The 14,695-nt window shown below is 69.1% G+C and carries 16 protein-coding genes, 1 tRNA gene and 2 pseudogenes; 11 read left to right on the top strand and 8 right to left on the bottom strand.

Annotation, left to right across the window (positions count from 1 at the left end; genetic code table 11):
• Window positions 1–40: 40 nt before the first annotated feature.
• Window positions 41–1,062: pseudogene (locus ACZZ0J_RS19510) on the top strand (LLM class flavin-dependent oxidoreductase); the annotation flags it as partial.
• A gap of 104 nt (window positions 1,063–1,166) precedes the next feature.
• Here ACZZ0J_RS19510 and ACZZ0J_RS19505 read toward each other — a convergent pair.
• Together ACZZ0J_RS19505 and ACZZ0J_RS19500 are read right to left on the bottom strand one after the other, a co-directional pair.
• Window positions 1,167–2,381 carry a hypothetical protein gene (locus tag ACZZ0J_RS19505; RefSeq protein WP_463438055.1) on the bottom strand — a complete coding sequence of 405 codons (1,215 nt, stop codon included), beginning with the start codon at window positions 2,379–2,381 and terminating at the stop codon, window positions 1,167–1,169.
• Window positions 2,378–3,190, bottom strand: coding sequence for an HAD-IIB family hydrolase (locus ACZZ0J_RS19500; protein ID WP_463438054.1), 813 nt, complete (start codon window positions 3,188–3,190; stop codon window positions 2,378–2,380). The genes ACZZ0J_RS19505 and ACZZ0J_RS19500 overlap by 4 nt, the downstream gene beginning before the upstream one ends.
• Window positions 3,191–3,453: 263 nt before the next feature.
• Here ACZZ0J_RS19500 and ACZZ0J_RS19495 point away from each other — a divergent pair, with 263 nt between their 5' ends.
• Together ACZZ0J_RS19495 and ACZZ0J_RS19490 are read left to right on the top strand one after the other, a co-directional pair.
• Complete coding sequence (locus ACZZ0J_RS19495; protein ID WP_463438053.1) at window positions 3,454–3,987, top strand: DUF308 domain-containing protein; 534 nt, start codon at window positions 3,454–3,456, stop codon at window positions 3,985–3,987.
• A gap of 331 nt (window positions 3,988–4,318) precedes the next feature.
• A complete protein-coding gene (locus ACZZ0J_RS19490; protein ID WP_463438052.1) occupies window positions 4,319–4,828 on the top strand; it encodes a hypothetical protein in 510 nt (169 codons plus the stop codon).
• Between the two features lie 97 nt (window positions 4,829–4,925).
• On the opposite strand, the gene ACZZ0J_RS19485 is transcribed toward ACZZ0J_RS19490, so the two are convergent.
• The gene (locus ACZZ0J_RS19485; RefSeq protein ID WP_463438051.1) at window positions 4,926–5,954 is read right to left on the bottom strand and encodes an alpha/beta hydrolase; all 1,029 of its coding nucleotides are present in this window, start codon (window positions 5,952–5,954) and stop codon (window positions 4,926–4,928) included.
• 233 nt (window positions 5,955–6,187) lie between these two features.
• Between ACZZ0J_RS19485 and ACZZ0J_RS19480 the strand changes: the two genes are divergently transcribed.
• The 8 genes from ACZZ0J_RS19480 to ACZZ0J_RS19445 all read left to right on the top strand — a co-directional run bounded on the left by ACZZ0J_RS19480 (window position 6,188) and on the right by ACZZ0J_RS19445 (window position 11,310).
• Window positions 6,188–6,412, top strand: a complete 225-nt coding sequence (locus ACZZ0J_RS19480; RefSeq protein ID WP_463438050.1) for a hypothetical protein — start codon at window positions 6,188–6,190, stop codon at window positions 6,410–6,412.
• A complete protein-coding gene (locus ACZZ0J_RS19475) occupies window positions 6,409–6,873 on the top strand; it encodes a carboxypeptidase-like regulatory domain-containing protein (protein WP_463438049.1) in 465 nt (154 codons plus the stop codon). Before ACZZ0J_RS19480 ends, ACZZ0J_RS19475 begins: the two co-directional genes overlap by 4 nt.
• A complete protein-coding gene (locus tag ACZZ0J_RS19470; protein WP_463438048.1) occupies window positions 6,870–7,142 on the top strand; it encodes a hypothetical protein in 273 nt (90 codons plus the stop codon). Before ACZZ0J_RS19475 ends, ACZZ0J_RS19470 begins: the two co-directional genes overlap by 4 nt.
• 465 nt (window positions 7,143–7,607) lie before the next feature.
• On the top strand, window positions 7,608–7,751 hold the full coding sequence (locus ACZZ0J_RS19465) for a hypothetical protein (protein ID WP_463438047.1): 144 nt from the start codon (window positions 7,608–7,610) through the stop codon (window positions 7,749–7,751).
• A 277-nt stretch (window positions 7,752–8,028) separates the two neighbouring features.
• Window positions 8,029–8,310 carry a hypothetical protein gene (locus tag ACZZ0J_RS19460; protein ID WP_463438046.1) on the top strand — a complete coding sequence of 94 codons (282 nt, stop codon included), beginning with the start codon at window positions 8,029–8,031 and terminating at the stop codon, window positions 8,308–8,310.
• A gap of 186 nt (window positions 8,311–8,496) precedes the next feature.
• On the top strand, window positions 8,497–9,789 hold the full coding sequence (locus ACZZ0J_RS19455; RefSeq protein ID WP_463438045.1) for a hypothetical protein: 1,293 nt from the start codon (window positions 8,497–8,499) through the stop codon (window positions 9,787–9,789).
• Window positions 9,786–10,448, top strand: coding sequence for an ABC transporter ATP-binding protein (locus tag ACZZ0J_RS19450; protein ID WP_132100923.1), 663 nt, complete (start codon window positions 9,786–9,788; stop codon window positions 10,446–10,448). The genes ACZZ0J_RS19455 and ACZZ0J_RS19450 overlap by 4 nt, the downstream gene beginning before the upstream one ends.
• Window positions 10,449–10,767: 319 nt before the next feature.
• The gene (locus ACZZ0J_RS19445; protein WP_131881810.1) at window positions 10,768–11,310 is read left to right on the top strand and encodes a VanZ family protein; all 543 of its coding nucleotides are present in this window, start codon (window positions 10,768–10,770) and stop codon (window positions 11,308–11,310) included.
• 199 nt (window positions 11,311–11,509) lie between these two features.
• On the opposite strand, the gene ACZZ0J_RS19440 is transcribed toward ACZZ0J_RS19445, so the two are convergent.
• The 5 genes and pseudogenes from ACZZ0J_RS19440 to ACZZ0J_RS19420 all read right to left on the bottom strand — a co-directional run bounded on the left by ACZZ0J_RS19440 (window position 11,510) and on the right by ACZZ0J_RS19420 (window position 14,673).
• Complete coding sequence (locus ACZZ0J_RS19440; protein WP_463438044.1) at window positions 11,510–12,016, bottom strand: hypothetical protein; 507 nt, start codon at window positions 12,014–12,016, stop codon at window positions 11,510–11,512.
• Window positions 12,017–12,291: 275 nt separating this feature from the next.
• Window positions 12,292–12,663 carry a GNAT family N-acetyltransferase gene (locus ACZZ0J_RS19435; protein ID WP_463438043.1) on the bottom strand — a complete coding sequence of 124 codons (372 nt, stop codon included), beginning with the start codon at window positions 12,661–12,663 and terminating at the stop codon, window positions 12,292–12,294.
• A 415-nt stretch (window positions 12,664–13,078) separates the two neighbouring features.
• Window positions 13,079–13,152: transfer RNA gene (locus ACZZ0J_RS19430), tRNA-Pro, on the bottom strand.
• A 176-nt stretch (window positions 13,153–13,328) separates the two neighbouring features.
• Window positions 13,329–13,910, bottom strand: a complete 582-nt coding sequence (locus ACZZ0J_RS19425; RefSeq protein WP_463438042.1) for a hypothetical protein — start codon at window positions 13,908–13,910, stop codon at window positions 13,329–13,331.
• Window positions 13,907–14,673: pseudogene (locus ACZZ0J_RS19420) on the bottom strand (endonuclease/exonuclease/phosphatase family protein). Before ACZZ0J_RS19420 ends, ACZZ0J_RS19425 begins: the two are co-directional and overlap by 4 nt.
• Window positions 14,674–14,695 lie beyond the last annotated feature (22 nt).

Genomic DNA, 14,695 nt, shown 5'->3' with positions numbered 1-14,695 from the left:
CGCACCCCCGCGCCACCCGGTGGTCTGGCACGATCGACCCATGCCCCTCGACGGAACTCCCCTGGAACGGCTCGGCTTCCTGACGATCGGGTCGTTCGACCCCGCCCGACCGTCCGAGGGCCACGAGGACACGCTCCGGGTCATCGAGCGCGCGGAAGCGCTCGGCTTCGACAGCGCGTGGCTGCGCCACCGGCACCTGCAGCACGGCATCTCCTCCCCGTCTCGGTGATGGCCGCCGCGTCGCAGCGGACCTCGCGGATCGAGCTCGGCACCGCCGTCACGCCGATCGGCGCCGAGAACCCCTTCCGGCTCGCCGAGGACCTCGGCACCGTCGACGTGCTGCTGGGCGGGCGGCTGAACCCCGGCTTCTCGGTCGGCACCCCGATGAACTTCGACCTCTACAAGGACGCGATCTACCCCGACACCGCCGAGCACGAGGACCTCGGCAACGACCGGCTCCTGCGCTTCCGTGCCCTCGTGCGCGGAGACGCGGTGACCGGCGCCGGGACCGGCGCCGTCGAACGCCGAGGGATCGAGGAGTTCGCGAGCACCGTCCAACCCCACAGTACCGGCCTCGCCGACCGCATCTGGTACGGCACCGGCAGCACGAAGTCGGCGGTCTGGGCCGGCGAGAACGGCTTCCACCTGCTCACCTCGAGCGTCACGCGCAGCGAGGTCGGCACGGACTTCGCCACCAACCAGCGCGCGCAGATCGAGGCCTACCTCGACGTCCACCCCGATCCCAGCACCGCTCGGGTCTCCCAGGGCCTGGTCGTCATCCCGACCGACACGGCGAGCCGCGAGCAGGAGGCCCGCTACCGCGCCTACGTCGAGAGCCGGTCGGGCCGCGTGGGCGTGCCGATGGGCCCCGCGAGGATGCTCTTCGCCGCCGACCTCGTGGGGACCTCGGCGGAGATCGCGGACCGGCTGCGCGCCGACGCCGGCTACCAGGCGGTCACCGAGGTCGCCTTCGCGCTGCCGTTCTCGTTCGAGCCGGACGACTACGCGCAGATCACCACGGACATCGCGGAGCACCTGGGTCCGCAACTCGGCTGGGCGCCGCGACCGGCGGCCTGGAGAACGGCGCCAGACCGCCGGACGGGAGGCACGTGGCCAGCTCGCGCTGTGCCTCCCGTCCGCCCTGTGGTCGCGCCCAGGGCGCGTGATCAGTCCTGCTGGTCCGCCTCCACCGCATCCTGCAACCGCTCGAGCACGTCCGGCACCGCCGAGCGCACCCGGCTCCAGCTCGGGATGAACGGCTTGTCGTCCGGGCGCGCGCTGAAGGCGCCCCCGGCGTCGAGGATCGCCTTCGTGAACAGCTCGACCGCGGCTTCTTCGGCGTGCTGGTCGAAGCCGAGCCCGCTCATCTCCGCTTCGTGCCGGTAGACCTCGACGATGTCGAGGGCGTTCCAGTAGTACGTCGCCTTGAGCACCCGGAACGAGTCGGAGGTGAGCGGGACGCCCATCGTCGCGAGCTTCCGCAGCAGCGACTGCACGATGTCGTTCCCCATGCGGGCGAGTCCGCCGGTGCCGTCGGCCTCGGCGAGGGGCTGGTGCTTGTGGTCGTACGCGTCGGCGATCTCCACCTGGCACACCTGCCGGGTCGCGTAGTCGCGGTACACCTCGGACAGCATGCCGATCTCGAGGCCCCAGTCCCCCGGGATCTTCAGCCCGTTCAGCACGTGCGCGCGCATCGCGAACTCGCCGGACAGCGGGTACCGGAAGCTGCTGAGATACTCCAGGTACTCGGACTCCCCGTAGACCTGGCGGAGCGACCGCAGCAGCGGGCCGACGAGCAGGCGTCCGACGCGGCCGTTGATCCGGCCGTCGGCGACGCGGGCGTAGAAGCCCTTCGAGAACTCGTAGTCGAACGCCGGGTTCGCGACCGGGTAGAACAGCCGCGCGAGCATGCCCCGCTCGTAGGTGGTGATGTCGCAGTCGTGCAGCGCGATGCACTCCGCTCGCTCCGACGCGAGCGCGTAGCCCGTGCAGTACCAGACGTTCCGGCCCTTGCCCGGCTCGCCGGGAGCCAGCCCCTCGCGCTCGAGCTCGGCGTCGAGTTCCCGCAGGCGCGGCCCGTCGTTCCACAGGATGCGGTGCCGCTGCGGCAGCCGGGCGAAGAACTCCCGCGCGTGCTCGAACTGCGAACGGTCGGCGCGGTCCAGCCCGATGACGATCTCGCTGAGCCAGTCGGCCTCGGCGAGCTCGTCGACGATCCGTGAGAGCGCCGGGCGTTCGAGCTCCGAGTACAGCGCCGGCAGGATCAGGCTCATCGGGCGCTTCTCGGCGTACCCGCGCAGGTCGTCCTCGATGCTCGCGGTGCTGCGGCGGCCGAGGTCGTGGAACGTCGTGATGACGCCGTTCTGGTGGAAGTCGCTCATCGGTGGCTCCTGACGGACGGGGTGGTGAATCGGGAGACGCCCTCGGCCCAGCCCTGCGGGCCGGGGGCGGTTGCGCGGTGGACGCGCTCGGGTCGGTCGTCGGCGAGCGGACCGGGTGCCGGGCCGTGGCCGCGGACGACGACTGCCAGGTCGACGGCGTCGAGCAGCGCGGTGTCGTTCGGCCCGTCGCCGAGCCCGATCGTGCGCGGAGCGGTGCCGGTGCGGCGCTCGTGGTCAGCGACGAGCAGGCGGACCGCGGTGCCCTTGTCACGCCCGGCCGGCAGCACGTGCCAGAAGCGGCCACCGCGGACGAGCTCGAGGCCGGCTGCGGCGAGCGCCGTGCGGAACGCGTCCGCCCGGTCGTCGTCCTCGGCGTGCCAGAGCAGGACCTCGGAGGCTTCGCGCCGCCGGGCATCACCGGCTGCATCGAGGTCGAGGCCGGTCCAGGCGGCGACGACCTCGTCGGTCACACCGCCGAAGGTCGCGAAGTGCAGGTCCAGGTCCGCACGGGTGCGGTCGAGGGCTGCGCGGAGACGCGCGACTTCGCCGTCTGGCGGTCCCGCGAGCACGTTGCCGTCTCGTCCCACGACGATCGCGCCGTTCTCCGCGACGAACGCCTGCCCGTCCAGACCGGTCCGCCGCTGCAGGGCGGTGATCTCGGCCCGGGTCTTGCTGCTGCAGAAGACCACCGGCACGCCGTCCGCGCGCAGCCGCTCGAGCATCGGCAGGGCAGCGTCGAACGAGTAGTCGTGGTGGTCGAGGAACGTCCCGTCGAGGTCCGTGACGACCATCAGGTCGGGTGGTGGCATCGTGCTCCGCTCGCGGCTGGCTGGGCTGCAGGCGACGGTGCCCCGGACCACCCTGCCATGCGTAGGAGTCCGGTTGGTGAACAGGGGCAGCTCGCCATCTCCGCATGGCCGGCTGTACTCGACGGCGCTCGCAGCGGCCTTACCCATCCGCGTATGTGCACTCACCGTGTCGTCTGTGCCTGAAGGACGAACTGCTGCTGGATCGCGAGAAACCCCCTACTTAGGGGATTCACAGGCTTCGCTGGTTCTGACAATTTGTCGGAATGACCAACACGCCGGATCAGTACCAGTACCCCCAGAACGGACAGCCAAACCCCTATCAGCCGCCGCCCGGGCACGTCCCCGACCAGCACCGTCGCGGGAACCCCTTCGGGCTCGTCGCTCTCATCGTCGGGATCGTCGCGATCGTCGGATGCGCCATTCCGATCGTCAACAACGTCTCGATCGTTCTCGGAGTAATCGCCCTCGTGTTCGCCATCGTCGGGATGATCGTCAAGTACCGTCGCCGCGGGCTCGCGATCACGGGACTGGTGCTCGGAATCCTGTCCGTCGTGGTCGGCCTCTCGACGCAGGCCCTGTATTCGTCGATGCTCGACGGGGTGGGCGAGGCGTTCTCTTCGGCGTCCGCTGAGTCGTTCGACAAGGAGCACACGGTCACGATCAAGATCGAGGGCGATTCGACGGACGCGAACCTCAGCTACACAACCGACGGCGGCTCGGAGGAGATCGCGAACCCCAAACTCCCGTTCTCGAAGGAGTTCATCGTGAAGGAAGCACCTTCGGTTCGGCCACAGTGACAAACGGCCAGACGGGAACCACTGTCACGTGCACGGTGTCTGTGGACGGCGAACAGGTGTCGAGCAACACGTCGAGCGGCGAGTACGCGAGTGCGTCCTGCGACTACGACAAGTGATGCCAACCACCAAGTAGGACGTTCAGCAGAAGGTCCTGGCTTCTCGAGCTGGGGGTCTTCTCGTTTGTCACGCGAAGGTGACGCCCATCCTCACATTCGCCCACCCAACCGCAGCGACTTGCACCACTCGGCCTGATCGAGAGCATCGAGCGCACCATGGAGGAGTGATGGGAACGACTAGTCACTCCCTTGTACCCGCAGCGAACACTGTGAACGTGAACCAACGAATCCGTGGCACCAGCGTCGGCGTCGGCGTCCGCGTCGCCGTCATCCTGACGGCGGCACTGAGCGCTGCCGGTTGCAGCAACGGTCCCGGGAGCAACGCAGCGGATCCGTCCGAAGCGAAGCAGTCGATCGTCAGCATCGTCGAGGAATCCGCCGACGCCGTCGGCGGTGACTGGACCGTGTACCGCGGCCCGGCCGCCGAGGTCTGCACCTGGTCGGGCGGCGGCGATGGTGCCCGTTTCGTGTACATCCTGGAGCGGAGCGACACCGACGGCACTGACCCCGCCGCCGACATCCGGACGGTCGAGGAGCTCTGGAAGACGAAGGGGATCACGACGGAGCGGTTCGAGAGCGGCGGTTCGGACCCGCTCACGGGCATCCGGGGCGCGGACGGGCCCGTCACCTCGATCGGCTTCAACGCGTACCCGCAGCGGTACAGCATCACCGGGGTCTCGAAGTGCTCGGACGGCGACGTGAAGGACCTGCGCAGCCCCGAGTGAGGCGGGCGCCATGGTCCGCTGGTCGCGCCGTGACACCCGCCCTGACGGGAGGCCCGGTGCCAGCTGGTACCGGGCCTCCCGTCGCTCGTGGGGACGTCTACTGAGACACACCTGTCACGGGTCCGTCCTGGCGCCCGGGTGCGCGACTGATCGGCGAAGGATCGCCGAGCAGTCGTCGGGTCCAGTCCGCCAGGGCCGCGGTCGCGGTCCTCGAGATGGCGGCGTCGGGCACCATGCTCGTGAACCCGTGGAAGGCTCCGGGCCAGACGTGGAGCTCCGCGTCGACCCCCGCTGCCCAGAGGCGGCTCGCGAAGGCGACGTCCTCGTCGCGGAAGACCTCAGCACTGCCGCAGTCGATGTAGGTGCGCGGCAGCGCCGACAGCTCTGCAGCACGAGCCGGAGCGGCGTACTCCGAGACGTCAGGGGTGGCGCGGCGTGGTCCGAGGTACGCATCCCACGCGAAGCGGTTCATCTGGCGGTCGGCGACCCCGACGCCGTCGATCTGCCGGGTCGAGACGGTGTCGTCACGGTCGTCGAGCATGGGTGACACGAGGATCTGCGCCATCAGGTCGGGACCCTGCCGGTCACGGGCGAGCAGGGCCGTCCCCACGGCGAGTCCGCCGCCGGCGCTCTGCCCCGCGATGACGATCCGTGCCGGGTCGATGCCGAGCTCGTCGGCGTGCTCTGCGAGCCAGACGAGACCGGCGTAGCAGTCCTCCACCGGGTACGGATCGGGGTACTCGGGCGCGAGGCGGTAGTCGACGCTGACGAGGACCACGTCGTGGTCGAGCAGCCAGTCGTCGAACGAGTCGAGGTTCCCGAGGTGGTGGCCGAACATCATGCCCCCGCCGTGGAGCGAGTAGACGGCCGCGGTCGCACCGGTGCGCTCGATGCGGTCGATGATCGCGAGGTCGATGGGATCGCCGAGGTGTCCCGGTACGGTGACGGTCCGCCGCTGGTACCCGCGGGACCGCAGGCGTTCGTCGACGACGTCCTCGGGCACGTCGAGCTGCCGCATGCGGGGCAGCATCTCCGCGGTGAGGGTGAACGGACCGCGAGCCTCGAGCGCGGTCAGGAAGATCGCGAGTTCGGGGTCGAACGGAGGACGGATGATGGTGTCGGACACGGGCACACTCCTTCGATGAAGAAGTGACGACTCCCGTGAGACGCGTGTGCGGTCCCGCCTGCCGGAGCAGCGCGGGATTTTTCCCTCTGCGATCGACAGTAGCGCACTCGACGCTGCGGTTCGCGCACAGGACAGTCCTTCCCCCACCGCCCGCCCGACGCGTACAGTCCCCTGCACGGTACGGCTGGTGGACGGGGAACGCGATGCGACTGATCACGGGGACGACACTGGTCGTGACGCTTGCCGTAGCCGCGATGGTCGGCCTGGCGCCGCCAGCGACCGCGGCCGGGTCGGGAACGATCACCGTGCAGCTCGCAGCGCCGGACGGCACCGCGATCCGGCTGGCGGACGTCGAGCTCGCGGCGATCGGCACCGACGTCGTCGTCGGGAACGCCACCACCGACGGTGACGGCACCGCGACGTTCACCGGCTCCCCGCACCGGACACCGTCACGGTGACGACGCGGCAGCTCCCGCCGCACGGAACGGCGACCTACGCACCCGGACTCCGCTCGGACATCGCCGTCCGCGGCGGTTCGACGGTCGCGGTCACCGTGCCGCTCGTGATCGGCGCCACCGTGCAGGGCGGTGTGGTCGGCCCCACGGGGCCCGCCACTGGGCGCCTGATGTACGCCTGGAACGAGGACACCTCGCAGGTGTTCCGGACGACCTCGGACAGCGCAGGCCAGTACCGGTTCGTCGGGTTGAGCACCGGGAAGTACCGCATCGAGGCGTACGCCAGCGGAACGGCGTCGCCCGCCGTCTGGAAGACCCGGGTGTACCAGCAGCGTGGGACCCTCCCTGCTTCGCAGGTGACGTTGTCGAGGCACTACGCGCACAGTGACTACGACCTGGTCGTCTTCGCGGCCACGTCGTCCCGCGCCCCTCGGCGCCGCTCAGTGGCGCGAGCGTCACGGTGACGGACACGACGACCGGTGCGTCGTTCTCGACCCGGTTCTCGACGCTGCTCGACAGCGAGCAGACGGCGCAGTTCCAGATCTCCTCCGGGCAGTACGTGGTGGAGCTCAGGACGGTGGCGACGACCGCGACGCCGGCGCGTGTGCTGTGGCTTGGCCGTCCGGGGGTGTACCGGTACGTGGCCGACCGGGCGCAGGCCGTCCCGGTGAAGGTCGTGTTCGGAGGGTTCAACGGCTGGGGTGGGGCGGTGCCGGAGGCAGCGTCACGCTGAGTACCGCGGCTTCGTTGCGCTGTCGTGCTGAGTCCTCGGCCGTCCGGTGACGGCGGCGTCGTCCGGCATGCCGGGGCGGACGGGAGGCCCGGTGCCAGCTGGCATCGGGCCTCCCGTCCGTCCGTGTCTCGCTGCAGATCCCCGATCGCGTATCCGGGGCACGGTCACGACTGAAACCACATTGCTCGACAAAGCGTTCCATCTTTGACATGTTAACCACTGACCGGTTGAACTTCACCGTCAAGGAGGAGCAGTCAATGAGCAAGATCGGTCAGCAGGCTCGTCGGATTGCTGCAGGCTTCGCCGCAGTAGCTGTCGGTGGGGCGAGCAGTGACCGTGTGGAAGCCGTTCCGGCCGAACCAGCCCGGCAGCGGTGTCGGTACCGCGAAGACCTACTACGGCAAGTGACACATCGCAGCGGGGGCGAGCCAGCAGCTCGCGCCCGCTGCGGCGTGAGGAGACGACGTGACGAAGCGACAGCTCACGATGACCGCTGGCCTGGTCTTGCTGGCCATGCTCCTGACCGTGCTGATCGGCGTGTTCGATGCTCGTCGACGTGTCATCGCCGTGGAGGGAACGATCTCCGCACCGGCCAGAGCGCCTGGGTGACCGCGACGCTCGACGAACTCAGGAGCGCCCGGGGCACGTTCGAACCGGGAACGAAGGTGCTCGTGGATCTCGAGGATGACGTCCGCGCCGTTGCGATCCTGTCGGGACGGTGGACAGACGTTCCGCTGCACGACGGGCACTCATTGTCGGGGCGTCCCGGCGAAGCCCTCGTCGGCTCTGACGTCACCGTCCGCGGCGGCGACATCGTCGTCGACGGCACGACGTACACCGTGGTGGGACGCCCGGCGTCCGGGCGGACAGTCTGCTGTCCGATGACGTGGTCCTCGCCGATCCGTCGCAGTTCTCAGCGTCACCACAACGGCTCCTCCTGGACGGCCCGAGCAGCGTCCGCCACTACAACGCACAGTTCCCTGGCCGAAGCGCCGAGATCATCGACGACGGCGCGAACCGCAGGACGAACGTCGACGCCGTGTCGCCGGTTCTGGTGGCGCTCGGCGCGCTCGTCGTCACGCTCATCGCCCTGATCGCTGGTCTGCAAGCCGGACGATGGGAACTCCGCACGGCCGCCGTCCGCTTCACCACGGGGTTCGACCACTGACCACCCTTCGCAGCGCTACCGCCAGGGTCGGTGTGATCAGCACGGCCGCCTGCACAAGCGCACTGGTCGGTACGGCGGCTGCACGGCCACCACCAACCTCGACCTCGACGTCACCGCCGCAGTCGTGGCGGTCGGGACGATCACGCTCGCCGTCACGGTCGTTTCCTTCTGGCACGGAAGCCGACGATGGAACTGCTGAACGACCTCCGGTCCAACTGGACGATCATCGTCGCCAAGATCGTCCTGATCGTGCTGCTCGCACTCTGCTGGTACAACGTGGCATCGTTCACCCAGTCAACGTCGCAGGCCGTGGACCAGGGCCTGTCCGCTGATGCCGATGCCGACCTCTACACGGTGATCGACGATCTTGCGCCGGAGGCATTCGAAGCGATCCGGCGAGACGAGCGCGCACTCGACGGCGTCGCCGCATTCGTCGACCGCATCGATGACGAGCCCGAATTCAGGTTCATCTCCTCGTACGACCAGCCCGTCACCGTCCAGGACTTCCGCGGCGACGACCGCTTCGACGTCGGCTACGGCACCGAGTACACGCTCAACGGGAAGTACCAGGACGAGTCCGGACGGAACTTCCAGGACATCAAGTCCATCCAACTCAACGAGACCGCGTACGAGTTCGCGGGCCTCTCCGTGCAGGACGGCAAGCCGATCGAGTGGAGCGCCGTCGACTGGGGATCCGGCCGGATCCCGGTGCTGCTCGGCAACGAGTACCGCGGCGTGTACGAGCTCGGAGAGCGACTCACCGGGGCGGTCATCCTGCAGGAGCAAGAGCTCGAAGTCGTCGGCTTCCTCGAACCGAACAGCGCCATGTACTTCCGCGGTGAAGCCAACCACTACCTCGATGACACCGTCATCGTGCCCTACCCGCCAACACTCGCCGGACTCGACCGAGCAGCACTCGACCGGCTGGATCCCGAGCTGTTCGGACGCCTGGTGTTCCAGGTGCTCAACGCCGATCTCGCCGTCGATCACAGCCTCGATTTCGGGGACGTCGTCGCGCGACTCGACGCGATCGGAGACGACACCGGCCTCCGGTCGTACACGTTGCTCGGAGTACCGACCTACCTCGTGCAGCTCTCCCTCGTCCGCCAGCTCATCCAGGACAACCTGGTGCTCGTCACCGCGCTGCTCGTCGTCCTCACCGCGGGCGTGGGCATCATCACGGCGTTCCTCCACCGGCTCCTGCACAACCGTCGAGCGCCGGTCGCGCACGTGCACCATCTCCTCGGGAAGAGCCCGGACCACACGAGCCGACTGTTCCGCCCAAGCCGCCTCACCGAGTACATCGCCGCGTTCGGGCTGTTCCTCGCGCCGAGCGCGGTGCTCCCCAACGACAGTGCGACGGCTCGATTCGGCGCCGGTACCGCCCTCCTGCTCTGGCGCGTGGCGGACGGGGCACTCGGCCGACGAGCCGTCCGCATCGAACTGACCACCGGACGCAGAAGAGGTGCCCAACGATGATCACACTGCGCGACGTCTCGAAGACGGTCACCGAGCCCGACGGATCGACCAGAACGCTGTTCGACCGACTGCACTTCGACCTTCGCGAAGACGATCGCTCCGTAGCCATCACGGGACGCAGCGGATCGGGCAAGAGCACGCTGCTCCGGGTCCTCGCCGGCCTCGACACCGACTTCGAGGGGACCTACGTCCATGATGGGCACATCCTTGAGCGCACCGCGTCCAGGATGGCGGCCTACCGGCTCCGACACATCGGCATCGTCACCCAGGACCACAGCCTGCTCGGCGACCGCAGCGTGCTCGACAACGTCCGGCTCGGAGTCCCTGCTCGTGCGGACTCGGCGGGCCGAGCGCGTGACGCCCTGGAGGCGGTCGGCATCAGTCACCTCGCCGGCAGGCGCCCACGACGACTCTCAGGAGGAGAAGCGCAGCGCGTCGCGATCGCCCGAGCCATCGCGAAGCGCCCAGCCGTCGTTCTCGCCGATGAGCCCACCGGCGCACTGGACGAGACGACCGAAGACGACGTGCTCGCCCTCTTCGACCAGCTGCAGCAAGCAGGAACCACGTTCGTGATCGTCACCCACAGTGAGCGCGTCGCACAGAGATGCGGACGTCGATTCCACCTGCAACATGAACAACTCATCGAGTGCAGTACTTGACGGAACCAGAAGCGAAAGGAGGAGGTGGGCCCCACCCGCCGGTACCGGCGCACCGCGCCAGCGGGGTGACGGCCGTGCCGGGAGGTGGGCCCCACCCGCCGGTACCGGCGCACCGCGCCAGCGGGGTGACGGCCGTGCCGGGAGGGACGGTGCCAGCTGGCACCGGGCCTCCCGTCCGTCAGGGGTTGCGCTGCAGAGCCCCGATCACACGTCCGCCGTGCGGTCGCGTGCGTCCTGACGGATCGCGGAACGCGAGCACCTGCGGCGGTCGACGCTCGTTGGTCCTCCGCAGCAGCTCAGCGTCACTAGGCTTCTCCGGATGTCTTCCAACCCGTTCGGCGAAGTCCCCGTCCTGCCGGTTGCCGTTCCCTTCGGTGTCGTCGTGTTCGTCGTCCAGCTGGCGCTCCTGCTCAGGGGACGGCGCTTCACGTGGCCGCGTGTTGCCGTCGCCGCCGCGATCGCCGTCTACGCCGCGGGGATCCTCGCGAACACGGTCTTCCCAATCTTCCTTTACCCGACCTCGAGCGACGAGCCGTGGGCACCGGCGCTGGCGCTGATCCCGTTCCACGACTACGAGCTCGCGGACGCGCTCACCAACGTGGCGGTGTTCGTGCCACTGGGCGTCCTCCTGCAGCTCCTCATGCGGCGTCCGCGGTGGTGGAAGGCGCTGCTCACCTCCGCGGCCGTCAGCCTGACGATCGAGCTCCTGCAACTCGCCGCGCAGAAGCTGTTCTCCGGTGGTCACGTCGCTGACGTCAACGACTTCATCTGGAACACCCTCGGTGGAGTCATCGGCTACGCGATCATCGTGTTGCTGACACGTGTCCCGATCGTCGCCGCGCTCGTGAACCGGTTCCGCTGACGCTCGACCGCCGGGGCAGCACGCACCGCATGAACTGCGGAGCGCCGGGCACTCGCGGATCCACCCGGGGCAAGGTCTTGCCCCGCCCGCAGAAGTGGATAGGGCAGACTTTCAATTCAGGGGCGGAAGGAGAAATCCGGTAGCCGATCCGCCTCCGGACGCCGTTCCGCCCACCAGGGGCAGCAGCGAGGCCGCTCGTCTACTGGTGTCGTCGACGTTCGCGTCGGCGGTGCAATGCGACAACCACCAGCGTCGCGATCGCTGTCGCGGCTGCCACAACGCAAACCTGCGTCAGTACCGGCCATGGGACCAAGTACGGCGCCACCATAAACGCGGCGCCCGATGCGCCCGCCACGAGCACAGTCAGGATTACAACGGCCGCGACGACGCCGACCGTGCCGAGTGGACGTCGACGCAGGAACCAATCCGGTAGACCCGCCAACGCTCCAGCAGCGAGCCCGAACACGAATGTCGCCGCCGCCGCTCCTACGAGCACAGGGACCATGATCAGGATGAAGGACAACCCACTGGGCGAACGCTCGACAACGGAACCGACGACAACGCCTGCGATCGGGACGGCAACAACAGCTGCGGCTCCCACCCACGCCGTCGTCAACGGCAAGACGGACAGCAACGTCCGACGCCCGGGCGTCCCGTCGGACTCAGTCACCGCCAGGGAACCGGAATCCTCAGAGACCCAAGACATCCATTCACCCTAGGTCGTGCCCGGAGACCAGAGGCACAGACCACCGTGTCGTCTCGATCGCCTACAGCCGATCGCTCAGCGAGCGACTAGAGGGTGATGAACCCCGTCGCCCACGCGACGATCACGCCCACGCCGGCGAACACTGCCACAAGGGCTCCGCCGATGACCGTGAGCTGCTGGTCCTTGTTCATCCCCATGCACGGAGCATATGAGATCCGACCGCCGCAGCGGTCCCTGGCCGTCTCGATGGCCGATCGGCTACCGCGACGGGGCGCTCAGGAGCGGATGGCGTAGCGCCGTACCCGGACGTCTCCGTGCCGTTCAACCGCTTCGAGCACCGCGCCGTGGTGCTCGAGCGTCGCAATCGACCCTGCGTTGTTATCAAGGCAGAACGCCAGCACCGGGTTGATGCCCGACGATTCGGCGTGACGCAGGACCTCACCAAGGGCCCACGTCGCGACACCTCGTCCGCGGGCGGATGGGCGAATCCCGTACCCAACGTGTCCGAAGCGGTGCACGCGCTCGTCGTCGGCTGCGCGGAGTGCGATCCCGCCGAGGACTTCCCCGTCTTCGGCGATCCACCAGAGTTCGCCCGAGCCCTGCTGAGTCCGTGCGATCCAGGCTCGGAAGCCCTCAAGCGTGTCCACGTCGTCGTCCGCGCCGATGCCGAAGCCGTCCTCGTGTAATCCCGACCCCACTCCCGATGAGCCTCGCTCCAGGCCCCGAACCACTCCACGCGCGGTCTCACCAACTCGATCACAGTTCATCCTCGCAACCGGCCAGGCTCAAGACCAGAACCCCGCAGCGGCTCGTCAATGACGACAAGCCGAACCGGATAGCCGATCAGGAGTCCGCCACCGGCGTCCGTAAGCCGGTCCCCCCGCGGTCTCCCGTACCTGACTCGAACCGGACGCAGCCTCGACCCGAGTCGTGTCGCACATAGATGGTCCGCTCATCGTCGCAGTGAGGGAGCCCTATGCGTACGACCCATGCCAGCCACCGAAACGACGAAGCCCACCGAGATCATCGGTGGGCTTCGTCGTGGTCTCTCACGCGCTTCGGTCGGGCTGACAGGATTTGAACCTGCGACCCCTTGACCCCCAGTCAAGTGCGCTACCAAGCTGCGCCACAGCCCGCGAGTTCCGGAGAACTCAGAATCCCTGAGGACCCTCGCCCACGTCCGACCGGAGCGCGAGCGACCGGTCCAGCATAGCGGACGCCAGACCCCCTCCGCGCCACGGCGAGTCGGACCGAGCAAGCAACCAGAGCCGCCCGAACAACCCAAACGACACGATCACCCCGGGCGAGACCGTCAAGCCGGCCGCACCACCTCGCGCCGCGCCGCCAACCACGGCAACCCGAGCCCGACGAGCAACCCGCCGGCCCCGTCCGCCGCCAGGTCACCGATGGTGTCGTCGTACCCGACGTAGATCGCCGAGTCGACGAAGTTGTGCCCGAGCCACTCCCCCATCTCCCACGCCGCCCCGATCGCGAGCCCCGCACACAGCCCGAGGATCGCGACGACCACCCGGCGCTCCCCGTCCGGCGCCGGCACCGCGCGCAGGTCGGCACCGATGACGTACAGCACCGCCGCGAGCAGCCCGGTGAGCACGACGTGCATGAACTTGTCCCACAGGAACACGCTCGTGTACCACTCGAGCACGCTCGACCACCCCGCGAGGAGCACGAGCACGCACACCGCCAGGTCGAAGGCGGGCCGCAGTCCGAGCATCCGCGGCACCACGACCCCGAGCAACGACAGTGCCATCACCGGCAGCGCGGTCCCGCCCCACCCGATGCTCGCGACGACCAGGCTCACGAGCGTCAGGGCACGCACGACGTCGGCCACCAGGAACCCCGGCCGCAGGAACGTCGGCCCGAGCGCCCGGATCACGACGCCCACCGCACGACCGCGTGCACGGCCGCGTGGTCAGAGGGCCAGACGCCGCCCGGCCGCCGGTTCGACACGGCCACCCGGTCGACGGTCGCATCCGGCGTCACCAGCACGCCGTCGATCCGCCGGCCACCGACACGCGGGCTCCCGTAGTGCGGGTACGTCCCGTACGGCTCGCCCGTCTGCCTGGAGGCCCGTCCCCAGCTGTCGACGACACCAGCGTCCGCCAGTGCTCGCCATGGTGCGGACCCTGCCGGACTGTTCCAGTCAGCCATCACGACGGCGGGCAGGCCGCGCTGCCGCACGATCCGGCCGAGGAGTTCGGCGGACCGCAGTCGGGCCCACGGCGAGGCGACGTCGAGGTGCGTCGCGATGGCCAGGAAGCGGACGCCGGTCGCGCGGTCGTCGACGACGGCGCCGACGGCGTGCCGGGGAAGGACGTGGCCCACGAGCGCGATCCCGGACGGCTCGGCGTGCGGGACAGCGCCCAGGTGCGCTGTTCGACGACGTCGAGACGCGAGCGATCCAGGAAGAGCCCGACCTGCTCCCCACCGCCACGCGCACCGCGCCCGACCAGGACGGGCTCCCAACCCGACCCGAGGCCGGCCGTGAGGTCGTCTGCCTGCGTGGGGAGGGCCTCCTGGACGGCGAGGACGGTGGGCGCTTCGGACGTGACGAGCGCGGTGATGGCATCGCGGCGACGCTCCCAGGCGTCCGGGTGCGCGGACGGTCGCGGCACGCGGCGCCGCACGTTGAGGGTCATGCAGTGGACCTCGGGCGACCGG

Source organism: Curtobacterium sp. AC272 (assembly GCF_979258155.1).
Note: the sequence above shows the minus strand (reverse complement) of the source record. Positions and strands in the feature narration are given on the sequence as shown.